Origin of the sequence: Nocardioides carbamazepini (assembly GCF_024614185.1) — a bacterium.
In the GTDB taxonomy this organism is placed as follows: Bacteria; Actinomycetota; Actinomycetes; order Propionibacteriales; family Nocardioidaceae; genus Nocardioides; species Nocardioides carbamazepini.
In genome coordinates, this window is sequence record NZ_JAHTLF010000016.1 from 879,276 (window position 1) to 901,735 (window position 22,460).

The following is a 22,460-nucleotide window of genomic DNA, read 5'->3' on the forward strand; positions in this document are numbered from 1 at the left end:
CGGGGCAACGGCACCGGGCGGGTGCGAGGATGCTGCGATGCGCCTGGACCCCGCGCCGCGGATCGCGGTCTGGAGGCTGCGGATCCGGGCGGGCCGGCAGCCGGTCGTCGCCGTCCTGGTCGGCCTGACCCTGCTGGTCCAGGCCGGTGACTGGTGGACGCTCGCGCCCACGGCACCGGTCGGTACGGCGCTCGCCGCGGGGCTGACCGTTGCCGGCGCGGCTGCGGCGCTGCGCGGAGGTAGCCGGCGCGGTGGGCTCTGGCAGGCGGTCGCGGTGCTGCTGCTGGGCGTCTCCGTGGTCGCCGGACCGTGGCTGACTCCGCCCGCGTCGTGGTCGTCACCCTGGTGGCCGTTGACCACGGCGTCGCTCCTGGGCTGCCTCGTGGTGATCGACCGGATCGGCGGTCGGTGGTCGGTCCTGGCCGGCTGCCTGCCGGTCGCGCTGGCGGCCGTCGGCCTGGCGCTCACCGAACCGGCGGACGGCGCGTTCCCGATCGGGACCGTGGTGGCCCAGACGGCTCACCACCTGGGGACGATCGGGGTCTGCGCCGCGGTGGTGTGGGCGGTCTCGAACGTCGCCGACCTCGTCGACCACGCGGACCTGCCGGGCGAGGCGGGGCGACTGGCCGCGGCCCGGGCGGCCGCACTGCGCCGGATCCGGCCGGAGGTGGCGCGTCAGGTGCACGACCGGGTGCTGCCCGTGTTGCAGCTGGTCGCGATGGAGCGCGCCGACGTGAGCGCCGTGGCGTGCCGCGAGGGCGCCCGGTCGCTGCGCCGGGGGAGCGCCTCGGAGCCGGCCATCGTCGACCTGGTCTCCGTGGTCCGCGCCCTCCCCAGCGGAGCCGTGAGGGTCCAGCTCCGCGGTGCGCAGGCGGCGATCGTGCCGCGGCTGGTGGGCGAGACGCTGGTGGCGGCGGTGGACGAGGCGCTGCGGAACGTGGCCCGGCACGCCGGCGTGACCGGGGCGGTGGTCGAGATCGGCAGCCCGTTGCCGTTGGCCGCCGGGGTCCGGGTCCGGGTGATCGACGAGGGGCGCGGCTTCGACCTGGCCGACGTCCCGGCCGACCGGCACGGCGTCGTCGGCTCCATCGGCGACCGGATGCGCGCCCTGGGTGGCAGCGCCGCCATCGCCTCCGCTCCCGGCCGGGGCACCACCGTGACGCTCGGCTGGCGACCGCCGCCCGAGCCGCGGACCGGGACCGCGCCGGCCGCCCTCGGTCCCGCCGGTGCCCGTCGGCTGCTGTGGCCGGCGGCGGTGCACCCGGCGGTCAACGTCGTGGCCGTCGTCGCGACGGCGGGCTCCCTGAGCCACCCGGGGCTCGGGATCGGCGGTGCGGCCGGTCTGCTCGCGCTCGTGCTGTTCCTGGTTCACCGGATCCCGCGGCGCCCGCTGTTGGGTGCCGGTACGGCGTCCGCCGCCCTCGGCATGGTGGTCTGCGTGGCCGCGGCCGGCGCGGCGGTGCCGTCCGGGGCGAGCGATCCGTCGCTGTTCGGCACCGGGTCGTCGGCGGCCGCGGTGGTCGCCGTGATCGGGGCGGTGCGCCCGCGCCGCCCGGCGCTGCTGACCGGCCTCGCCCTGATGCTCACCGTGCTCGGCGTCCTGGTGGCGCGGTTCACGCCGTCACCTGCCTGGTGGGTCGTCCTCGTGGCGCCGCTGGTCGGCGTGGGCGCTGGCGCGGTGATGGGCGCGCTGATCCGCCGGGCCGGCCGCGAGGTGCTCGCCGCGGGCATGCTGGCCGGCTACCGGCTCTCCGGCACCGACAGCTCGGCGCTACGGCGACTGGTCGGCGAGCTGGACCCGGCCGCGCCGGCGCTGCTCGACGGGCTGGCCGACGGCTCGATCGACCCGGCGGCCGAAGCGGTGCGGCGGGCGGCCGTGGCCACCGAGCAGCGGCTCCGTGAGGGGCTCACCTTCCTGCACGTTCCGCGCACCCACCAGGCCGTCGGTGCCGCCCGGGACTCCGGCGTGCCCGTGGTGCTGCACCTGGCGGTCGGTCTCGGCGCCGAGGAGGACGCCGCGCTGGCCCGCCTCGTGGACGATGCGACCGGCCGCGCCGCGCCCGGCGTACGGCTGACGGTGAGCGCGCGGCGCTCCGGAGCCGGGTGGCGGCTGTCCGTCCTGGGGGCCGGTCCCGGCGATGCGGTCGAGCACCGGGTGATCACCCTGACACCGGTCGGCGGGTCGGTGCATCAGCCGACTTGGCCGGGGTCGTCCGCCGGGGAAGGATCGGGAGAATGACGACGGAGCCGATCGCCATCGTGGCCGTCGACGACCATCCTGTCGTGGTCGAGGGGCTGCGCTCGGCGCTGGAGCGCCGGGGCTTCGCGTTCCGGTGGCTCGGCTCGGCGCGGACGGCGGCCGCGCTCCACCTCCTGCTCGACGAGGCCGAGCAGGAGCCCGACCTGGCCTTGGTGGACCTGCACCTGGGCGACGGGTCGGACTCCGAGGACCTGATCCGGACTCTCACCGGCCGCGGGATCCGGTGCGTGGTGCTCACCAGTGAGAGCCGCCCGGTCCCGCTGCGGCGGGCGGTGGCTGCCGGCGCTGTCGGGCTCATCCTCAAGTCGGACCCGCTGGAGCAGATCGTGTCGGTGCTCGAGCAGGTCGACCAGGCCGGGCTGGCGACGTCCAGCGAGCTGGCCCACGCGCTGGTCACCGACGAGCAGGTGTGCGCCCGGCTCGCGCCCCGTGAGCTGGAGGTCCTGCAGCTGCTGGCCGACGGCCACACCCGTCGCTCGATCGCGCGTGCCTTCGACCCGCCCCTCTCCGAGTCGACCGTCTCCACCTACGTCGAACGGGTCTTCCAGCAGTACCGGCTGCTCGGCCGCACCGTGCGCAACACGGTCGAGGCGGTCCGTGAGGCCACGGCCGACGGCTATTTCGGCGAGCCCGCGCGGCCGGTGTCGGTGGATCCACCGACGGCAGAAGACCCGACCTGACGCGTTACTCGCAGATCTCTAGCGTCGTGGGCGTCCACCCACCGTGACTTCAGGAGGTTTCCATGTCGACGAAGCGAGCAGGACGGATCAGGCGGCGGATCGCCGGGGCGGTGGCCGCGCTCGCCGCGGCGGCCTCGATCGGCGTCGTCCAGGCGGCGCCGGCCCAGGCCATCGAACCCTGCACCTTCTGGACGCCCAACCCGCTCAGCATCGGAGCCGACCCCTTCGGCTGGGGCCCGTCGAGCTGCTGGGCCAATCCCGGGACGCGCTACGTCAACCTGCCCGGCCAGCGGATGCTGGACTCCGGGAACAATGCCGGCTACGTACTCTACCAGCGGCCCGGCTCGTCCCGGCTGGACAAGCGGAGCTTCGGCAAGTTCGAGCGGAAGTGGCTCAACAACGTGGGCATCACGGGTTACACCGTCACGGTCCGGCAGATCGTCATCTACTGACCGACGCGCGGGCTCGTCGCGCTCAGGTCCCCAACTCGGGGCCGTGGCGGTGCATGATGGCGCCTAGCCGGGGCGTCCGGGTGCCCCACATGACAGAAGGGGCTCGCTCATGCTCTGGACCATCATCGTCACCCTGGTCGGCGGCACGATCATCGGACTCATCGGCAAGGCCGTGGCGCCCGGGGACCGGACGAAGTTCCCGCTGTGGCTCACGGTCGCGTGCGGTGTCGTCGGCATGCTCGTCGGCAGCCTGCTCTACTGGGTGCTCTTCGGGCACAACAACAAGCCGTTCGACAACCACGAGGCCACCTGGGACAACGCCACCAACGGGATCGACTGGCTGCGCCACCTGTGGCAGGTCGGGGTGGCCGCGGTCGCGGTGATCGTGGCGGCGGCGCTGACGGGGCGCAAGCGAGCCTGAGCCGGCTCCTGCGCCCCTAGGGGTGGGTCATGGACATCAGGTCGAGCGCGGCGTCGAGCTCCTCGAGGGTGAGGTCGCCGCGCTCGACGTACCCCAGGGCGAGCACGGTCTCGCGGATCGTGCTGCCGCTGGCGAGTGCCTGCTTGGCGACCTTGGCCGCGGCCTCGTAGCCGAGGTGCTTGTTGAGCGGCGTCACGACGGACGGTGACGAGGCGGCGTAGCGGAGCATCCGGTCGGCGTCGGCCGTGATCCCGTCGACGCACCGCTCGGCGAGCGTGACGCAGGCCCGCCCGAGCAGCCGGATCGACTCGAGGACGTTGCGGGCCAGGACCGGCATGGCGACGTTGAGCTCGAAGCTGCCGCTGGCGCCGGCCGCGGTGACGGCGGCGTCGTTGCCGATCACCTGCATGCAGACCATGAGGGTCGCCTCGGGGAGCACCGGGTTGACCTTGCCGGGCATGATCGAGGAGCCCGGCTGGAGATCGGGCAGGTGGATCTCGGCCAGGCCGGTCGTCGGTCCGGAGCCCATCCAGCGCAGGTCGTTGCAGATCTTGGTGAGGCCGACGGCGATCGTGCGCAGCACCCCGCTGAGCTCGACGAGGGAGTCTCGGGTCCCCTGCGCCTCGAAGTGGTTGCGGGCCTCGGTGAACACCTGGCCGGTCGCCACGCTCAACGCCTCGATGGCAGCCGCCGCGAAGCCGGGCGGCGTGTTGATGCCGGTGCCGACCGCCGTGCCGCCGAGCGGGAGCTCCCGGACCCGGGGGAGGACGGCGGTGAGCCGCTCCACGCCGTAGTGGACGGTCGCGGCATAGCCCCCGAACTCCTGGCCGAGCGTCACCGGTGTCGCGTCCATCAGGTGGGTGCGTCCCGACTTCACCAGGCCGGCGAACTCGTCGGCCTTGGCGCCCAGCGATGTCGCGAGCCGTCCGAGGGCCGGCACCAGGTCGTCGGCGACCGCCAGGGTGGCCGCGACGTGGATCGCGGTCGGGAAGGTGTCGTTGCTCGACTGGCTGGCGTTGACGTGGTCGTTGGGATGGGCGACCACGCCCTCACGCGCGCACAGCGAGGCGATGACCTCGTTGGCGTTCATGTTGGAGCTGGTGCCGGACCCGGTCTGGAAGACGTCGATCGGGAACTGGTCGTCGTGGCGGCCGTCGGCGACCGCGTGTGCCGCCGTCGCGATGGCGCCCCCGAGCGCCGGGTCGAGCACCCCGAGCTCGACGTTGGCCGCGGCGGCCGCTGCCTTCACGTGGCCCAGTGCGTGGATGAGGGCCGGCTCGATCGGCGTACCGCTGATGGGGAAGTTCTCGACGGCGCGCTGGGTCTGGGCCTGCCACAGGGCGTCGGCGGGGACCCGGATCTCGCCCATGGAGTCGTGCTCGGTGCGGAAGTCGCTCACCGTTCGAGCCTACCCAGGTCGCTGATTGGATTGTTCTAGTATGATGCAAACATGTTGATCCGCGTGGACCCCGCCAGCCCCCTCGGGCTGGCCGATCAGATCGCGGCGCAGGTGCGCGCGGCGGTCATCGACGGGAGCCTGCGGGGCGGCGACAAGCTGCCGCCCGCCCGGGAGCTGGCGGCCGCGCTCGACGTCAACATGCACACCGTGCTGCGCGCCTACGCGGCGCTGCGCGACGAGGGGATCGTCGACCTCCGCCGCGGGCGCGGAGCGCACGTGCGCAGCGACCTCGCCGAGCCCGACCGGGAACGCGTCGCGCTCCGGCGCGAGGTGCGTGACCTGCTCGATCGTGCCGCCCGCATCGGCATCACCCCCGAAGAACTCGTCAACGAGATCCGGAAGGCCCTCCCATGACCAGCCCCCGCCAGCTCCTCGCCGCTCTCGTCGTGCTCCAGGCGCCCGTCTGGGCCGCCGGAGTGGGTCTCGCCCTTCGCGGGGACGTCCCCGACCCGGTGCCGACCCACTGGGACCTCGCCGGGGACGTCGACGGCACCCTCGCCCTGCCCGTCTTCACCGTCGTCGTGCTCGCGGTGGTCGGTGCGGCGACGGCGCTCGCGCTCGGCCTCGTCGCCGCCTCCGGCCGACGCTCGGCGCTGGCGTCGCTGGGCGCCGCCGGTGCCACCTGGCTCGCCTGGCTGCCGGCTGCGCTCTATGCGGCGACGCTCGTCGCGTCCGCCGACGCCGCTCGGGCCGCGGACGTCCGGCTGCCGCTCGTGACGATCCTGCTCGCGACACTGCTGCCGTTCGTCGCCGCGCTGGTGGTCCACCGCCTGCTGCCGAGCCCGGTCTGGCGTGAGCAGCCGCTGCCGGCCGAGAGCGCGACCCTCGCGCTGGCCGACGGCGAGCGGGTGGCCTGGGTCGGTCAGGCGAGCTCCCGCGCCCTGCTGGTCCTGGGGGTCGTGCTCGGCCTGGGCACGGTCCCGCTGTGGTTCGCCGTCTGGCCCGCGGCGCTCGCCGCCGGGCTCGCCGCGATCGCGGTCGCCTGGGTCCACGTGGTCACGGTCCGCGTCGACGACGCCGGCGTCGCCGTCTCGTGGGGACCGGCCCAGTGGCCGCGGGTCCGGGTCGGCCTGGCCGACATCGCCTCGGCCGAGGCGGGCGACATCGAGCCGCTCCGCTGGGGCGGGTGGGGCTACCGGCGGACCACGCGGGGCCGTGCGGCGGTGGCGCGCCGGGGCGAGGGGCTCGTGCTCACGCTCCGGGACGGGCAGCGGTTCGCGGCGACGGTGGACCGGCCGGAGCCTGCCGCCGAGCTGGTGAACGCGCTCGTGGTCCGGCTCAGTCGAACAGCTCGCTGAGCCAGGACTCGCGCTTGCGCTTCTTGTAGTAGCCCTGCTGTTGCGGCGGGTACTGCTGCTGGCGCGGCTCGCGGTAGTTGTCGTACTGCTTCTGCTGCGGCGCCTGCTGCTGCGGCGCGGGCTGGGGCAGGTCGGCGGAGCGGTCGATGATCTTGTCGAGCTCGCCACGGTCGAGCCACACGCCCCGGCACTGGGGGCAGTAGTCGATCTCGATGCCGTTCCGCTCGCTCATCACCAGCGTGGACTCGTCGTTGGGGCAGCGCATGCCTGGTCCAACGCGCCGGCGCGGCATCGGGTTCCCGAATGCAAGGATGGACGGATGTCAGCCGACCCGCCGCCACGGGTCGCCGCGTGGCGGCGCCGGGTGGTGGCGGGACGGCAGCCGATGGTGACCGCGTTGGTGGTACTCACGCTGCTGCTGCAGGTCGGCGAGTGGTGGTCGGTCGCCGCGGCGCATCCGGTAGGCACGGGGATCGGCGCCGGGCTGGTCACCAGCGGTTCGTTCGCCGCCGTACTCGCCCACCGCCGTGCGGCCCGACTCGCGGTGGGTTGGCATGCCGGCGTCGTGTTGTTGCTCGGCACCGCCGTCGTCGCGGCACCCTGGTTGACTCCGCCGGAAACGTGGTCGACGTCGTGGTGGCCACTCACCACGGCCACGCTCCTGGGTTGCGTCCTGATCATCGACGGGATGGCTCGCGAGTGGAGCTTTCTCGTGGGCTGCTTGCCGCTCGTCGTCGCGACGGTCGGCATGTTCTGCACTCGGCCGTCCGACGGGGGCGCCCCCATAGGCGCGGTGGTGACCAAGCCTGCCCATCATTTCGCCATGGTCGCGGTCTGTGCCGCCGTGCTGTGGGCAATCGCTCACGTGGCCGATCTTGTTGATCAGGCCGACCTTCCCGGTGCCGCCGAACGGCTAGCGGCGGCGCACGTGGCTGCGCTACGCCGGGCCCGACCAGAGGCTGCGCGCCAGGTGCACGACCATGTGCTCCCGGTGCTGCAGATGGTGGCAATGGACCGGGCGGATGTCAGCGCGCGGGCGTGCCGCGAGACCGCATCTGCCCTCCATCGCCGGCTCGATGGCGATGCGGATGAGGGCGCGGAGGCGGACCAGAGATCCGGCCAGGGGATCGGCGAGCTGGTCTCCGCCGTGGTGGCGGCGCATGCCGGCGCGCTCACGGTCCGGGTGAGCGGCTCGTCGGTGGTGATCGTGCCGCGGGTGATCGGCGCGGCGATGGCCGCGGCGCTCGCCGAGGCGCTGCGCAACGTGGCTCGACATGCCGACGTGCGGGTCGCTGTGGTGGAGATCAGCAGTCCGTTTCCGCTGTCGGCCGGTGTGCGGGTCCGGGTGATCGACGAAGGTCGCGGCTTCGACGTCGCGACGGTCCCTGACGACCGCCGCGGCGTCACCAGCTCGATCCGCGGCCGGATGCGGGCCGTTGGAGGCACGGCAACGGTTCGCTCCGGGCCGGGCAGAGGCACCGTCGTGACTCTCAGCTGGCGCCCACCGGCCGCGCCGCGGACGGGAACCGCTCCGCCGGGGCTCGGCGTGGCATCGGTCCGTTGGTTGCTGTGGCCCACGGCCGTGCACCCCCTGGCCAATCTGATCGCCGTTGTGGGTGCGGCCGACGGACTGCGTCGGCCGGCATGGGGACTCGCTGGCGCCGCAGGGATCGTGGTCGCCGTTCTGGCCCTCATCTGGTGGATCCCATGGCGTCGGCTGTCGGGGGCGGGCACCGCGCTGTTCGCCGTCTGGATGGTCGCCTCCGTGGCGGTGGCCGGTGCAGCAGTGCCGACGAATGCCAGTGACCCGGGGCTTTTCGGCACGGGATCCTCGGCAGCGGCCGTGGTCGCCGTGGTGTGGGCAGTGCGGCCTCGATGGCAGGCCCTGGCCGTCGGAGCTGCCCTAGCCTGCACCGTGTTGGGTGTCCTGGCGACACGATTCGAGTGGTCGTCGGCATGGTGGGTGATTCTGGCCGCGCCGCTCATCGGTGCCGGCGCTGGTGCCGTGATGGGTGCACTCATCCGTCGAGCCGGCGAGGAGGTGCAAGCCGCGGAGGCTATGTCCGGTGACCGGTGGGCAGCCGACAACGACTCGATCCTGCGGCGCTTCGTGACCGACCTGGACCCTACTGCTCCGGCGCTGCTCGACGGTCTGGCAGCGGGATCGATCAACTCTGCTGACGATCGGGTGCGTCGTCAGGCGGCAGCGACAGAGCAACGACTCCGCGAAGGACTGACATTCGCCGCGTTGCCGGCCACCCGTCGCGCCGTGAATGCGGCGCGTGACCGGGGCATCGCCGTCGCCGTACACCTCGCGGCCGAGCTGGACACCGACACGGACCGCACACTGGCTCAGCTCGTCGCGACTGCGACCGAAAGCAGGCCGCCAGTGCGCCTGACCGTGACGGCACGTCGCCGCGGATCGGGGTGGCGGCTCTCGGTTCTGGGAGTCGACGCTCACGGCGGGACTGATCAGCAGGTCCTCACGGTGGAGCCTCGCCACGCTCCCGCCGCAGAGTCGGTGCATCAGCCGACTTGGCAAGGGCCCGCGGACAGCGAAGGATGGGCGGTGTGAACGCCGACGTGCCTCCCGGGCTGGCGGCTACCGCCGGTGACGAGCCGATGGCGATCGTCGCCGTCGACGATCATCCGGTGGTGCTCGAGGGCCTGCGCTCGGCGCTCGGACGCAGTGGTTTCCCGTTTGACTGGCTCGGCTCGACGAGCACCGCGCGCGACCTGGTCGCCTTGCTCGACAACGCCGCTCGCCCCGCCACGCTGGCGTTGGTCGACCTGCACTTGGGTGACGCTGGCGATACCCACGACCTGATCGGGACGCTCACCGGTCGTGGCGTCCGCTGCGTGGTGCTGACGAGCGAGAGTCGTCCCGTACCCCTGCGACGCGCGGTCGAGGCCGGTGCTGTCGGTCTCATTCTCAAGTCCGACCCCATCGAGCAGATCGTGTCGGTTCTCGAGCAGGTCGAGGAGGTAGGACTGGCCACGTCCAGCGAGCTGGCGCATGCCTTGGTCACCGACGATCAGATGTGCGCCCGCCTCGCGCCGCGGGAGCTCGAAGTGCTGCAACTGCTGTCCGACGGGCACACCCGCCGCTCAATCGCCCGCTCGTTCGACCCGCCCATCTCGGAATCGACGGTCTCGACGTACGTCGAGCGGGTCTTCCAGCAGTACCGCTTGCTGGGACGCACCGTTCGCAACACGGTCGAGGCGGTCCGCGAGGCCGCCGCCGACGGCTATTTCGCGGTTCGACCAGGGTCCCGCAGGGACGGGACTTGAGGCCGTGGCGCGCGTCGGTGAATCTGCCGACAGGACAATGACCGACCTGACGACCGGTCCCGGCTCGACGTATCGTCGCGGCGTTCAGTCAATCTCGCTCGCGGAGGCGTTGCCGGCCGTGGGTGCACCGGAAGGGAAGCCCATGCGCTCCACGTCCCGCTCAATCAGGGTCGTCATGACCACCGTGATCGGCGTCGCCGCCCTGTTCTTCGGCGCACCGACCGTGCCGACTGCTCATGCCGGTGACGACACCGGGGGCTACAACACACCGACCTCGTGTCGAACCGCGGTCCACGACGGCTGGTGGCAGGACTACGGTCAAGTGACCTGTTGGGTGCCCTCGCCAGCGAGGTCCTGGTCTGTCAACGTGTATGTGGGTGTCCGGTGCTCCGGCTCCTGGGACACCAGGTCCGTCTACGGCCCCAACATCCGCACCAGCGGTGCGACCTCCCGGGCGACCTGCCCGCCGGGCTACGTCGCCACGGGCGCTTGGTACTACTACCGTTGACGCACACATCTTGCCGGCGGAGACGTGGCGCGAGGCGCTCTGTTCGTAGCGGGCCCGCGGGATCTCCTACTCCGCGGAGCGCACCCGGATGCCGCTGACGGGCACGGTCACGGTGCCGCCCGGGTCGGTGAAGAAGTCGTTGCCCTTGTCGTCGACCACGATGAACGCGGGGAAGTCCTCGACCTCGATCTTCCAGACCGCCTCCATGCCGAGCTCGGGGTACTCGATGACCTCCTGGCTCTTGATGCAGTCCTGGGCGAGCCGCGCCGCCGGCCCGCCGATCGAGCCGAGGTAGAAGCCGCCGTACGCGTCGCACGCCTCGGTGACCTGCTTGCTCCGGTTGCCCTTGGCCAGCATGACCATCGAGCCGCCCGCGGCCAGGAAGGACTTCACGTAGGAGTCCATCCGCCCGGCGGTGGTCGGGCCGAACGAGCCGGACGCCATGCCCTCGGGGGTCTTGGCCGGGCCGGCGTAGTAGACCGGGTGGTTCTTGAGATAGTCGGGCATCTCCTCGCCGGCGTCGAGGCGCTCCTGGATCTTCGCGTGCGCGATGTCGCGGGCGACCACGAGCGGGCCGGTCAGCGAGAGCCGCGTCTTGACCGGGTACGACGACAGCTGGGCGAGGATCTCGCTCATCGGCCGGTTGAGGTCGACCTTGACGACCTCCCCGCCCGAGATGTCCTCGGCGACACCCGCGTCGGGCATGTACTGCGCCGGGTCGGTCTCGAGCTGCTCGAGGAACACGCCGTCGGCGGTGATCTTGCCGAGCGCCTGGCGGTCGGCCGAGCAGGAGACGGCGATCGCGACGGGGCAGGAGGCGCCGTGGCGGGGGAGGCGGACCACCCGCACGTCGTGGCAGAAGTACTTGCCGCCGAACTGGGCGCCGATGCCGAAGGACTGGGTCAGCTTGAAGACCTCCTCCTCCAGCTCGAGGTCCCGGAAGCCGTGCGCGCTCATGGAGCCCTCGGTCGGGAGGTTGTCGAGATAGTGCGCCGAGGCGTACTTCGCGGTCTTGAGCGCGAACTCCGCCGAGGTGCCGCCGATGACCACGGCCAGGTGGTACGGCGGGCAGGCGGCCGTGCCGAGCGAACGGATCTTCTCGTCCAGGAACTCCAGCATCCGCTTGGGGTTCAAGACGGCCTTGGTCTCCTGGAACAGGAAGGACTTGTTGGCCGAGCCGCCGCCCTTGGCCATGAAGAGGAACTTGTACTCCGGCCCCTTCTCGCCCTGCGCGGTGGAGTAGAGCTCGATCTGGGCCGGAAGGTTGGTGCCGGTGTTCTTCTCCTCGTACGTCGTCAGCGGGGCGAGCTGGCTGTAGCGCAGGTTCAGCTTCGTGTAGGCGTCGTACACGCCCTTGCTGATCCACTCGCCGTCCTCGGCGCCCGTGAGCACGCCCTCGGACTTCTTGCCCATCACGATCGCGGTGCCGGTGTCCTGGCACATCGGCAGCACGCCGCCGGCGGAGATGTTGACGTTCTTGAGCAGGTCGAGCGCGACGAAGCGGTCGTTGCCCGAGGCCTCGGGGTCGTCGATGATCTTGCGCAGCTGCGCCAGGTGCGCGGGCCGCAGGTAGTGGCTGATGTCGTGCATCGCCTCGGCGGTGAGCCGCTGGATGGCCGCCGGATCGACCCTGAGGAAGGTCTGGCCGTCGGGGCCCTCGACGGTCTCGACGCCCTCCTTCGTGAGCAACCGGTAGGGCGTGTCGTCCTTGCCGGTGGGGAGGAGGTCGGAGTATCGGAACTCAGCTTCAGCCACGGCTACCGAGGATATCGCCGTGGGGGAACGCACGAGGGGCCGGGCCGCCTGCTGGCGACCCGGCCCCTCGCGACCGGTGCGGAGCGCGATCAGTAGATGATCGTGCTGGCCTGGCCGATCTCGATCACGGCGCCGACCGGCAGGCCGGCGGTGGAGGTGTCGAGCGTGATCTTCAGGGCGTAGATCTGGTTCGCGCGGATCGACTTGTTGACGACCTGCTTGTTGATCTCCACCTTGCCGAGGTTGGCGATCTTGAGCGTGGTGTTCGGCGAGACGTCGATCGGGATGGACTTCCCGGCGATGACCAGGTTGACCAGCGTCATGTTCATGCTGCCGGTCCACTGGGTCCCGACCCGCTTGCCACTGGCGCTGACCCCGATCGCGTCGGCCTTGATCAGGCCGCCGAGGAGGTTGAGCCCGGCCAGCTGGTTGGTGTTGACGATCTCGGCGTCCTTGCCCGTCTTGCTCGACGTCGAGGTCGACGTGATGGCGCCGAGGTTGAGCAGGCCCGGGACGGTCACGCTCGCGGTGCTGTTGCGCAGCGTGCGGCCACCGCTGGACGAGAACGGGACACCGATCTGCGCGGTCGGGTCGCTGACGATCTTGATGTCGGAGCCGACGTTGGCCGCGATCCGGGTCCCGTAGGCATTGCCGCCGAGGATGGCGCCGGCGTTGTCGTTGACGTGGATCAGGCCCTGGCTGACCGGGTTGACGAGGACCGTCGTACCGATGTCGAAGCCGCCGATCGGCTTGAGCAGCTGGACGGCGAGCGCCCAGTTGACGGCGATCGCGCCGTTGCCGTCCTGGCCGGACATGTCGTAGTTGAGGCTGACGGTCGCCACGCCGGGGACGGTCACGGCGAAGTTCTTGGGGATCTTCACCGGCAGGTCGATGCCGATGATCTTGATGCCCAGCAGCTCGGAGTTGCCGGTGTGGGTGACGGTGCCGTTGGCATGTCCGGTCGTGACCGACGTGGTCTCGATCGCGTCGACCTTGATCAGGCCGTTCAGCAGGCTGACGCCGGCGGTACGCGCCCAGGAGGTCAGGGTCGTGCCGGCGCTGGAGTAGTCAGCGGTGGTCTTGGTCTGGGCCGCGCCGATGGTCAGCAGCTGGCTGACCTGGCCACCGACGGTGCTGTTCTCCGAGACGCGGGAGAAGTTGCCGCCGGACACGCCCGTCTGGGCGGTGAGGTCGGACTGGACGACGCCCCCGATCGCCTTGACGTAGGTCGCGCCGGTCGCGGCGTTGTAGGCCCAGCCGGTGGTCTCTGCCGCGTGGGCAGGTGCCGGAACGGCGACAAGGCCGACACCCAGCAGGGTGAAGGCGACAAAGGAGACGAATTTCCGCACGTTCACGGGACCCCATTCCCATCCGTGTTGGTTGTATGAATTTGCCCCCCAAGGCAAACCACCCCGGACAGCGCTGAACGAGCCGGGAGAGCGTTCCCGAGGGAATCAACGAGGAGTCACCCAGAAGGTCACGGCCCGGGCATATTCGGACGGAGGTGGCCGTTCCTTCCCCGTGGACGTGTACGACGCGGTGGTGATCGGGGCCGGCCAGGCCGGGCTGTCGGCGTCCTTCCACCTGGCCCGGCTCGGTGTCGACCACGTCGTGCTCGACGCCGACGACGGCCCCGGGGGCGCCTGGCAGCACCGGTGGGACTCGCTGTCGATGCACGACGTCCACGGTGTGGCCGACCTGCCCGACGCGCCCGCGCCGGGAGACTCCGCCGACCGCGCGAATGTCGTCCTGCCCGCCTGGTTCGGCGACTACGAGCGCACGCACCGGCTCCCGGTCGTGCGGCCGGTGCGGGTCGATGAGGTGCACGGCGACGGCGACCTGCTCGTCGTCCGTGCAGGGCGGCGGTCGTGGACGACGCGGACGCTCGTCAACGCGACCGGCACCTGGACCCGGCCGTTCCTGCCGTACTACCCGGGCGCCGAGACCTTCCGCGGGGAGCAGCTGCACACCGCCGACTACCCGGGGCCCGAGCACTTCGCGGGACGGCGGGTCGTCGTGGTCGGCGGTGGCGCGTCGGCGGTGCAGTTCCTGGGGGAGCTCGCGCCACGCGCGGACGTCGTCTGGGTGACCCGGCGGCCGCCGGTGTGGCGCGACCACTTCGACGAGAACGCCGGCCGGCACGCGATCGAGCTCGTGCAGGAGCGGGTCCGGGCCGGGCTGCCGCCCGCGAGCGTGGTCAGCGTGACCGGACTCGCCCTGCGACCGCAGGAGCAGGAGGCTGCCCGGCTGGGGGTCTACGAACGGCGGCGGTCGATGTTCGCGCGGATCGAGCCGGACGGCGTGCGCTGGGCGGACGGCGCCTTCGAGCGGGCCGACGTGATCCTCTGGGCGACCGGCTTCCGGCCCGCGGTCGGGCATCTCGCGCCGTTGCGCCTGCGCAGCGAGCACGGGGGGATCGCCCTGCTGCAGAGCGGAGCCGACGTGCAGACCGCGACGACGGCGCTCCGCGACCCGCGCGTGCAGCTGGTCGGCTACGGCCCGTCGGCGAGCACGATCGGCGGCAACCGGGCGGGGCGCGCGGCGGCGCTGGCCGTACGTCGCTACCTCGTCGAGCACCCCCTGGAGATCGCCGACGACCGTGCGCTAGCGTGACGCACGACCACCCACGGGAGTCCGCGGCAGCGGGCTGAGAGGGAGCTGGAGCCGCTCCGACCGTCACACCTGATCCGGATCATGCCGGCGAAGGAACGGACACGATGAGCGCACTGCCCCAGTTCCCCAGGCTGCACTGCCTGGTCTCGCACGACGACGACCTCTCCCTGCTGCCCGCGCTGGTCGACGCCGGCATCGACGGCTTCCAGGTCCGCGACAAGGCGCTGCCGACCGGCGCGCTCGTCGCGCTGACCCGCACGGTCCTCGCCGCGGTCCGGCCGGCCGGCGTCACGGTCGTGGTCAACGACCGGCTGGACGTCGCCCTGGCGGCGGGAGCGGACGGCGTCCACCTCGGTGCTGCCGACCTCGCCGTCGCCGACGCCCGGCGGCTCGCTCCCGGGCTGGTGGTCGGCGCGACCTGCCGCACCCGTGCGGAGGTCGCCGCGGCCGCGTCCGACGGCGCCGACTACGCCGGCTTCGGGCCGGTGTTCGCGACCGACTCCAAGCCCGGCCTGCCCGCCCCGCTGGGTGTCGCGGCGATGACCGACGCGACCGGCCTGCTGCCCCTCCTCGCGATCGGCGGCATCACCGCGGGTACCGCGGGCGAGGTGCGCGAGGCCGGGGCGCACGGCGTCGCCGTGATCGGCGCGATCTGGCGACATCCCGATCCGGTGGTGGCAGCGAAGGAGCTCCTCGCGGCGCTCGCCTGAGATGGCGACGGGGATGCGCGTCGACGTGCTCGGCGCGGGGATCGTGGGCCTTACGGTCGCCGAGGAGCTCGTGCGCCGTGGCCACGACGTGGCGGTGGTCGACCCCCACCCGGCCGGCGGGGCGTCGTACGCCGCGGCGGGGATGCTGAGCCCGGCCGCCGAGGTCTGGCACGGCGAGGAGGAGATCCTCCGGCTCGGGCTGGCGTCGCTGGCGCTGTGGCCGGCGCTCGCCGCGCGGCTGGAGGTCGGGCTGCGCCGGACCGGCACCCTGCTCGTCGGGTACGACGGCGGCGACCTCCAACAGGTCGAGCGGCAGGCCGCGCTGCTGCATCGTCACGGTCACCCGGTCGAGCTGCTGGGCCGTGCGGGACTGCGGTCGGCCGAGCCGACGCTGGCCCGCGCGGCGGGCGGAGCGCTGCTGCCCGACGAGGCGAGCGTCGACCCGCGCGCGGTGTGCGCGGCGCTGCTCGACCGCGTCCCGCTGCGGGGGGTGGCCCGGGCGGACGCCGACGTCACTGTCGTCGCGACGGGCGCGGCGCTGCCGGAGCCGTGGACCGGCCTGGTGTCGGGCGTGCGCGGCGAGATCCTCCGGCTGCGCTCGGACGACCCGCCGCGCCGGACCGTGCGCGGTTGGGTCGGCGGTGAGCCCGTCTACCTGGTGCCGCGCGGCGACGGGCGGGTCGTGCTGGGCGCGACCTCCGAGGCCCACGCGGCGCCGCCGGTCGTGACGGCCGGCGGAGCGCTCCGGCTGTTGACGGCCGCCCGGACGCTGTGGCCCGCGCTCGACCGTGCCGAGCTCGTCGAGGGGACGGCGCGCGACCGGCCCGCGACCGCCGACGGCCTGCCACTGGTGGGGCCGAGCGGCGTCGCGGACGTCGTCCTCGCGGCCGGGCACTACCGGCACGGGGTCCTGCTGGCGCCACTGACGGCACGGCTCGTCGCCGACCACCTGGAGACCGGCGTGATCGAGCCGGCCCTCGACCCGCGTCGGTTCCCCGGCGCCGTATCGCAAGGAGCATGATGACGATCACCTGCAACGGAGCGGTCGTCGCGCTCGACGGCGCGACCGTCGCCGACCTGCTGGCGACCCGGCTCGGTGACCCCCGCCCGCACGGGGTCGCGGTCGCGGTCAACGAGGAGGTCGTCCCGCGCGGCGACTGGCCCGCCCGGCCGCTCGTCGAGGGCGACGTCGTGGAGATCGTGACGGCGGTGCAGGGCGGATGACGCTCACGATCGCCGGTGAGTCACTGACCTCGCGGCTCTTCCTGGGGACCGGCGGGCTGCCGAACGTCGCCCTGGTCGGCCCGGTGCTGGAGGCGGCGCGGCCGGCGCTGGTGACGGTGTCGATGCGGCGTACGTCGTCGCCGGCGGAGGGCGGGCTGCTCGCCGCGCTGCGCGGCGCGGGGGTGCGACTGCTGCCGAACACGGCAGGCTGCCTGTCCGCGCGGGAGGCGGTGCTGACCGCCGAGCTGGGTCGCGAGGCGCTCGGGACGGACTGGGTGAAGCTCGAGGTGATCGGCGACGAGCGTTCGCTGCTGCCGGACGCCGTCGAGCTGCTCGACGCCGCCGAGCAGCTGGTCCGGCGCGGTTTCGTCGTGCTGCCCTACGCCACCGACGACCCGGTGCTCGCGCGGCGCCTCGCCGACACCGGCTGCGCGGCGGTGATGCCGCTCGGCTCGCCCATCGGATCGGGCCTGGGTGTGCTCAACCCGCATGCGATCGCGGCGGTGCGGGCGGCGGTCGAGATCCCGGTCGTCCTCGACGCCGGGGTCGGCACGGCGAGCGACGCGGCGCTGGCCATGGAGCTCGGCTGCGACGCGGTCCTCGCCGCCACGGCCGTCACCCGCGCCGACGACCCCGTCGCGATGGCGTCGGCGCTGCGGCTGGGGGTGGAGGCCGGGCGGCTCGCCTGGTCGGCCGGTCGGATCCCGCGCCGCAACGAGGCCCGAGCGTCCAGCCCGGTCCTCGGGAGGATCGGATGAACCACGCCGGGAGCCGGCGGCTCGTCGTGCTGACCGACCGGACGCAGGTGCCGGTGGGTCGCTCGCTGTGCGACGTGCTCGGCGCGGCCGCCGGGGCGGGGCTGCTGACCGTGCTGCTGCGCGAGACCGACCTGCCGGACGACGAGCGGGCCACGATCGCCGATCAGGCGCGGTCGGCGGGGCTCGAGGTCATCGCGGCACACCGGCCGGTGCCGGGGTGCGCGGGCGTCCACCTGCCCGCGGGCACCACCGTGCCGGAGGTCGCGACCCGGTGGGGACGCTCCTGCCACAGCCGCGCCGACGCGGTCGCCGCGGCGGCCGACGGCGCCTGGTGGGCCACCCTGTCGCCGTACTCCTCGACGCAGAGCAAGCCGGGCTACGGGCCGCCGGTGCCCGCCTCCGCGTTCGCGGGGCTGCCGCTGCCGGTGTTCGCCTTGGGCGGCATCACCGCTGCCAACGCGGCGCAGGCGCGGGCCGAGGGCGCCTACGGCGTCGCGGTGATGGGCGCCGTCATGCGGGCGGACGACCCGGGCGCCGTCGTCGCCGCGCTGCTGGGCGAGGTGCGGCCGTGAACCCCCCGGTCGTGCTGACGATCGCCGGCACCGACTCCGGCGGGGCCGCGGGCATCGCCGCGGACCTGACGACCTTCGCGGCGCTCGGCGTCCACGGCGCGTGCGTGGTCGCCGCCGTCACCGCGCAGGACACGACCGGCGTGCGGGCGATCCACGCGGTGCCGTACGGCATCGTCGAGGCCCAGCTCGACGCGGTCCTCGAGGACCTCGATCCGGTCGCCGTGAAGACCGGGATGCTCGGGACGCCGGACGTCGTCCGGCTCGTCGCGGACCGGTGCGCGGATCGGCTGCTCGTCGTCGACCCCGTGCTGGTCGCCACGTCCGGTGCCGTCCTGGCCCCGGCCGCCGTGGTCGACGCCTATCGCACCCACCTGCTGCCCGTCGCCACGGTCGCGACGCCGAACGAGGAGGAGTTCGTGGCGCTGGGCCGGCCCGATCGGCCCGGCGTCATCGTGACCCGCGGCGGTGACATCGCGACGACCAACGACCACGGCACCGGCTGCACGCACAGCAGTGCTCTCGCGGCGTACCTGGCGCACGGCGCCGACATCCCGACCGCGGCCGACCGCGCCGCGGCGTACGTCGCCCGGCAGCTGTGCCTCGGCAGGGACTGGACCCTCGGCCGCGGTCGCGGGCCGGTCGCCCACATCCACCACTCCGCCCCCACCCAAGGAGAGATCGCATGACCGTCCACCCCGCCCACACCCGAATCCTCAAGAGCGACGACGCCGGCGACCTCGCCGTGCCGTTCACCCGCGTCGCCCTGACGAACGGCGAGACGTTCGACCGCTACTGCACCGAGGGGCCCGGCTCCGATCCCGAGGTCGGCCTGCCGCCGCTGCGCGCCGACTGGGTCGCCGCCCGCGGCGACGTCGCACCCTACGAGGGGCGGGAGACGCAGCTCGTCGACAACGGCCGCTCGGCCATCCGGCGCGGCGCGGCGCAGGGGGAGTGGCGGGGCGCGCGCCGTGCGCCGCTGCGTGCCTCCGGCAGCGCGCCGGTGACGCAGATGGCCTACGCCCGCGCGGGGATCGTCACCGACGAGATGCGGTACGTCGCCGTTCGCGAGGGCTGTGACGTCGAGCTGGTGCGCAGCGAGGTCGCCGCCGGCCGCGCGATCATCCCCGTCAACGTGAACCACCCCGAGTCGGAGCCGATGATCATCGGCCGGCGGTTCCTGGTGAAGGTGAATGCCAACATCGGCAACTCCGCGGTGACCTCCTCGATCGCGGAGGAGGTCGACAAGCTCACCCACGCGATCACCTGGGGCGCCGACACCGTCATGGACCTCAGCACCGGCGAGGACATCCACACGACCCGCGAGTGGATCATCCGCAACAGCCCCGTGCCGATCGGCACCGTCCCGATCTACCAGGCGCTGGAGAAGGTCAACGGGGAGGCGGACAAGCTGAGCTGGGAGGTCTTCCGCGACACCGTGATCGAGCAGTGCGAGCAGGGCGTCGACTACATGACGATCCACGCGGGCGTGCTGCTCCGCTATGTGCCGCTGACGGCGCGCCGGGTGACCGGGATCGTCAGCCGGGGCGGCTCGATCATGGCCGGCTGGTGCCTGGCCCACCACGAGGAGAACTTCCTCTACACGCACTTCGACGAGCTGTGCGAGATCTTCGCGACGTACGACGTGTCCTTCTCGCTCGGGGACGGCCTGCGCCCCGGCGCCACCGCCGACGCCAACGACGAGGCCCAGCTCTCCGAGCTGCGCACGCTCGCCGAGCTCACCGCTCGCGCGTGGGAGCACGACGTGCAGGTCATGGTCGAGGGGCCCGGCCACGTCCCGCTGAACCTGGTCGAGGAGAACGTCCGCCTGCAGCAGGAGTGGTGCCACGGCGCGCCGTTCTACACGCTCGGCCCGCTCGCCACCGACATCGCGCCCGGCTACGACCACATCACCTCCGCCATCGGCGCCGCCACGATCGCCATGCACGGCACCGCGATGCTCTGCTACGTCACGCCCAAGGAGCATCTGGGCCTGCCCAACCGGGACGATGTGAAGACCGGCGTCATCACCTACAAGCTGGCCGCGCACTCCGCCGACGTGGCCAAGGGTCACCCCGGCGCCCGCGACTGGGACGACGCGCTGTCGAAGGCCCGCTTCGAGTTCCGCTGGCACGACCAGTTCGCCCTGTCCCTCGACCCGGTCACGGCCGAGTCCTTCCATGACGAGACCCTGCCCGCCGAGAACGCAAAGACCGCGCACTTCTGCTCGATGTGCGGCCCGAAGTTCTGCTCGATGCGGATCAGCCAGGACGTGCGGGAGCGGTTCGGGTCGGAGCTCTCTGCGGAGGACGCCGCCTTGGGGATGAAGGAGAAGTCGGCGGAGTTCCTCGAGCTGGGGGCGTCGGTGTACGTCGAGCCGTCCGCGGGGTGAGGGGGCTCCTGGGGGTCGGGGAGGTGGGGAAGGCCGGGGAGGTCGGGGAGGTGGGGAAGGCCGGGGAGGTCGGTTGGTGTCGTCGTGGCTCGCCGGTCGTGCTGCGGGGGCTGTCCGCGGGCTTCGGTCGGGTGGCCGGTTCCGTTCCGAAAGGCAGCGACGAGGAAGGTCGGGGAGATGGCTGGGTCCGGCGGTCGGGCTGCGGTCCGGCTGTCGGATCGGGCCACTTCTGTCACGGATGGTGACGTTGGCTCTCCACACCCCACCGATCGGGTTTCGCCTGTCCACAAGCGGGTTTCCGCCGCTTTGAAGTGTCGTAGCCGGGTGGGAGAATCCAGTCATGGATCTCGGAACCACGCCCCGCACGACAGCCTCGCTGCTGTCGCGCCTGGGTGCTGGGGTCGAGGCCCGCAACCAGCTCCTCGTCGAGGAGTGGGCGGGGATCGTCACCTGGGCCGGCGACCACATCATCGACAGCCCCGAGGGCGCGGCGACCATCACCGAGGGCTACCTCGACACCGGGGTCCCGATCGCCGGACCAGGTGCACCCCTGGTCAGCGAGTTCGCGTTGATGGAGCTCATCGCCGTCCTCGGCCGCACCCCGGACGGTGGACGGGCCTATGCCGGGCGGGTCATCGAGTGCGCCTGGCGGCTCCCCAACGTCTACAACTCTGTGACGACGGGGCGGTTGGCGCCGTGGCGGGCCGAACGGATCGCCGACCTCACCCGCCCTCTTTGCGCTGAGGCGGCCGGGTTCGTGGACCGGCAGCTGTGGGACGCCTCCGGGGTCGGGTGGGCCCAGCTCGAACGACTCGTCGCCGAGGCGGTGATCCGGTTCGACCCCGAACAGGCCGAGGCCGAACGACGGGCCGCGGCTGACGGTCGTCGGTTCGACATCGGTGGAGTCGACGAGCACGGCCTGGTCCACCTCGACGCCCTCCTCGATGCCGCCGACGGCCACGACCTCAACCAGGCGGTCGCCCGACGAGCCGAGACCCTCGCGAAGCTCGGCGACGAGTCGTCGCTCGACGTGCGGCGCTCCAAGGCCGCCGCCGAGCTCGCCCGCCAGGACCTCGCCCTGGACCTGCTGATCCCCGACCCCGACACCGGCGAGATCATCGCCACCGTCCCGGGCCGCAAGGTCGTCCTCAACGTCCACATCACCGACACCACCATCAGCGACGATCACCCGTTGGCGAACCCGGTGGGCCGGTGGGAGGAGGGCCGCTGCCCCATCACCTCGGCCCAGATCCGCGAATGGCTCCGGGTCGGGCACACCACGATCATCGTGCGACCGGTCATCGACCTGGCCGACCATCTCCCCGTCGGCTCCTACGAGATCCCCGAGCGTCACCGCACCCGCGTGATCCTGCGGGACCACACGTGTCGGTTCCCCCACTGCTCTCGACCTGCGCAGCGTTGCGACGTCGACCATGCCCGGCCCTACGGTCAGGGTGGACTCACCTGTCCGTGCAACGAGGTCGCGCTATGCCGACGGCACCATCGGGCGAAGACCCACTCCACCTGGGCCTACGACATTCCGATGCCGGCCACCTACATCTGGACCAGCCCCACCGGCCACCGGTTCCGCGTCGACCACCACGGCACCCACCCCATCCATCCCGGACACCCACCGGACCAGTAGCCACCCCGCCCCGGACCCCGCAGAACCACCCATCTGCGGGGCTTCAGGCGCGTCCGGATCAGTTCGGAAGGTCAGCCGCGGGCCGCGTCGCCGTACGGCGAGCGTGGCGCCGACGCGCGGCCTCGTGCGCCTCACGGAGCAGGCGCAGCGCCGGTGCCAGGGTCTCCGGTCCCGGGCAGACCATCGCCACCCAACCCTGGGCCCGGTAGACGGGGTGCGGGAGCACGGTGTCGGCGGCGGCGAGGTCGACGTCCGCACGGGTCGGCGCACCCGGCGCCTCACCGAGCAGCTCGATGAACCGCACCCTCCCGACGTGGATGTTGAGCCGCCAACGGTCGGGTGGCTCCAGCCGGCTGACGGCGTCGTCGGGGTAGTCCCTGGTCACGATGCGTCGCCCAGCGAATGCTGGCGTTGCTGCGGGCGGG

General features: G+C 72.7%; 22 protein-coding genes and 1 pseudogene. 18 read left to right on the forward strand and 5 right to left on the reverse strand.

Annotated features, from left to right (window positions below; translation table 11 throughout):
- Nucleotides 1–37: 37 nt before the first annotated feature.
- From KVF89_RS16805 to KVF89_RS16820, 4 genes are all read left to right on the forward strand, one after another.
- Complete coding sequence (locus KVF89_RS16805) at nt 38–2,239, forward strand: sensor histidine kinase (protein ID WP_257427231.1); 2,202 nt, start codon at nt 38–40, stop codon at nt 2,237–2,239.
- A complete protein-coding gene (locus tag KVF89_RS16810) occupies nt 2,236–2,940 on the forward strand; it encodes a response regulator (protein WP_257427232.1) in 705 nt (234 codons plus the stop codon). Before KVF89_RS16805 ends, KVF89_RS16810 begins: the two co-directional genes overlap by 4 nt.
- Before the next feature lie 62 nt (nt 2,941–3,002).
- Nucleotides 3,003–3,392, forward strand: a complete 390-nt coding sequence (locus KVF89_RS16815; protein ID WP_257427233.1) for a hypothetical protein — start codon at nt 3,003–3,005, stop codon at nt 3,390–3,392.
- Between the two features lie 109 nt (nt 3,393–3,501).
- The gene (locus KVF89_RS16820; RefSeq protein WP_257427234.1) at nt 3,502–3,813 is read left to right on the forward strand and encodes a hypothetical protein; all 312 of its coding nucleotides are present in this window, start codon (nt 3,502–3,504) and stop codon (nt 3,811–3,813) included.
- 16 nt (nt 3,814–3,829) lie between these two features.
- On the opposite strand, the gene KVF89_RS16825 is transcribed toward KVF89_RS16820, so the two are convergent.
- Nucleotides 3,830–5,212, reverse strand: a complete 1,383-nt coding sequence (locus KVF89_RS16825; protein WP_257427235.1) for a class II fumarate hydratase — start codon at nt 5,210–5,212, stop codon at nt 3,830–3,832.
- A gap of 51 nt (nt 5,213–5,263) precedes the next feature.
- Here KVF89_RS16825 and KVF89_RS16830 point away from each other — a divergent pair, with 51 nt between their 5' ends.
- Nucleotides 5,264–5,626: a GntR family transcriptional regulator gene (locus KVF89_RS16830; protein WP_257427236.1), complete on the forward strand. Its 363-nt coding sequence runs from the start codon at nt 5,264–5,266 to the stop codon at nt 5,624–5,626.
- A complete protein-coding gene (locus tag KVF89_RS16835) occupies nt 5,623–6,570 on the forward strand; it encodes an SdpI family protein (protein ID WP_257427237.1) in 948 nt (315 codons plus the stop codon). The genes KVF89_RS16830 and KVF89_RS16835 overlap by 4 nt, the downstream gene beginning before the upstream one ends.
- On the opposite strand, the gene KVF89_RS16840 is transcribed toward KVF89_RS16835, so the two are convergent.
- Nucleotides 6,551–6,835 (reverse strand): TFIIB-type zinc ribbon-containing protein, encoded by a 285-nt coding sequence (locus KVF89_RS16840; protein ID WP_257427238.1) that lies wholly within the window; start codon nt 6,833–6,835, stop codon nt 6,551–6,553. The two genes, KVF89_RS16835 and KVF89_RS16840, sit on opposite strands and share 20 nt — an antisense overlap.
- A 54-nt stretch (nt 6,836–6,889) precedes the next feature.
- Here KVF89_RS16840 and KVF89_RS16845 point away from each other — a divergent pair, with 54 nt between their 5' ends.
- The 3 genes from KVF89_RS16845 to KVF89_RS16855 all read left to right on the forward strand — a co-directional run bounded on the left by KVF89_RS16845 (nt 6,890) and on the right by KVF89_RS16855 (nt 10,369).
- Nucleotides 6,890–9,145, forward strand: coding sequence for an ATP-binding protein (locus KVF89_RS16845; protein WP_257427239.1), 2,256 nt, complete (start codon nt 6,890–6,892; stop codon nt 9,143–9,145).
- Nucleotides 9,142–9,861 carry a response regulator transcription factor gene (locus KVF89_RS16850; RefSeq protein WP_257427240.1) on the forward strand — a complete coding sequence of 240 codons (720 nt, stop codon included), beginning with the start codon at nt 9,142–9,144 and terminating at the stop codon, nt 9,859–9,861. Before KVF89_RS16845 ends, KVF89_RS16850 begins: the two co-directional genes overlap by 4 nt.
- A 175-nt stretch (nt 9,862–10,036) precedes the next feature.
- Complete coding sequence (locus KVF89_RS16855) at nt 10,037–10,369, forward strand: hypothetical protein (protein ID WP_257427241.1); 333 nt, start codon at nt 10,037–10,039, stop codon at nt 10,367–10,369.
- 66 nt (nt 10,370–10,435) lie between these two features.
- Here KVF89_RS16855 and KVF89_RS16860 read toward each other — a convergent pair whose 3' ends face one another.
- Both KVF89_RS16860 and KVF89_RS16865 read right to left on the reverse strand, forming a co-directional pair.
- Nucleotides 10,436–12,124 carry a fumarate hydratase gene (locus KVF89_RS16860; protein ID WP_257427242.1) on the reverse strand — a complete coding sequence of 563 codons (1,689 nt, stop codon included), beginning with the start codon at nt 12,122–12,124 and terminating at the stop codon, nt 10,436–10,438.
- Between the two features lie 89 nt (nt 12,125–12,213).
- Nucleotides 12,214–13,479, reverse strand: a complete 1,266-nt coding sequence (locus KVF89_RS16865) for a choice-of-anchor P family protein (protein WP_257427243.1) — start codon at nt 13,477–13,479, stop codon at nt 12,214–12,216.
- Between the two features lie 166 nt (nt 13,480–13,645).
- Between KVF89_RS16865 and KVF89_RS16870 the strand changes: the two genes are divergently transcribed.
- The 9 genes from KVF89_RS16870 (at nt 13,646) to KVF89_RS16910 (ending at nt 22,035) form a co-directional block, all read left to right on the forward strand.
- Nucleotides 13,646–14,737: an FAD-dependent oxidoreductase gene (locus KVF89_RS16870; protein ID WP_257427244.1), complete on the forward strand. Its 1,092-nt coding sequence runs from the start codon at nt 13,646–13,648 to the stop codon at nt 14,735–14,737.
- Nucleotides 14,738–14,841: 104 nt separating this feature from the next.
- Nucleotides 14,842–15,447 (forward strand): thiamine phosphate synthase, encoded by a 606-nt coding sequence (gene thiE, locus KVF89_RS16875; protein WP_257427245.1) that lies wholly within the window; start codon nt 14,842–14,844, stop codon nt 15,445–15,447.
- A 13-nt stretch (nt 15,448–15,460) separates the two neighbouring features.
- Entirely contained in the window at nt 15,461–16,468 is a 1,008-nt protein-coding gene (locus tag KVF89_RS16880) for an FAD-dependent oxidoreductase (RefSeq protein ID WP_257427246.1), read from the forward strand.
- Nucleotides 16,465–16,671: a sulfur carrier protein ThiS gene (thiS, locus tag KVF89_RS16885; RefSeq protein ID WP_257427247.1), complete on the forward strand. Its 207-nt coding sequence runs from the start codon at nt 16,465–16,467 to the stop codon at nt 16,669–16,671. The genes KVF89_RS16880 and thiS overlap by 4 nt, the downstream gene beginning before the upstream one ends.
- Entirely contained in the window at nt 16,668–17,429 is a 762-nt protein-coding gene (locus KVF89_RS16890) for a thiazole synthase (RefSeq protein WP_257427248.1), read from the forward strand. The genes thiS and KVF89_RS16890 overlap by 4 nt, the downstream gene beginning before the upstream one ends.
- Nucleotides 17,426–18,001: a thiamine phosphate synthase gene (locus KVF89_RS16895; protein ID WP_257427249.1), complete on the forward strand. Its 576-nt coding sequence runs from the start codon at nt 17,426–17,428 to the stop codon at nt 17,999–18,001. The genes KVF89_RS16890 and KVF89_RS16895 overlap by 4 nt, the downstream gene beginning before the upstream one ends.
- Nucleotides 17,998–18,687, forward strand: coding sequence for a bifunctional hydroxymethylpyrimidine kinase/phosphomethylpyrimidine kinase (gene thiD / locus KVF89_RS16900; protein ID WP_257427250.1), 690 nt, complete (start codon nt 17,998–18,000; stop codon nt 18,685–18,687). Before KVF89_RS16895 ends, thiD begins: the two co-directional genes overlap by 4 nt.
- Nucleotides 18,684–20,390, forward strand: coding sequence for a phosphomethylpyrimidine synthase ThiC (gene thiC, locus KVF89_RS16905; protein WP_257427251.1), 1,707 nt, complete (start codon nt 18,684–18,686; stop codon nt 20,388–20,390). The genes thiD and thiC overlap by 4 nt, the downstream gene beginning before the upstream one ends.
- A 340-nt stretch (nt 20,391–20,730) precedes the next feature.
- Nucleotides 20,731–22,035 (forward strand): HNH endonuclease signature motif containing protein, encoded by a 1,305-nt coding sequence (locus KVF89_RS16910; protein ID WP_257427252.1) that lies wholly within the window; start codon nt 20,731–20,733, stop codon nt 22,033–22,035.
- Between the two features lie 58 nt (nt 22,036–22,093).
- Here KVF89_RS16910 and KVF89_RS16915 read toward each other — a convergent pair.
- Nucleotides 22,094–22,435 (reverse strand): annotated as a pseudogene (locus KVF89_RS16915) (DUF6194 family protein); the annotation flags it as partial.
- Nucleotides 22,436–22,460 lie beyond the last annotated feature (25 nt).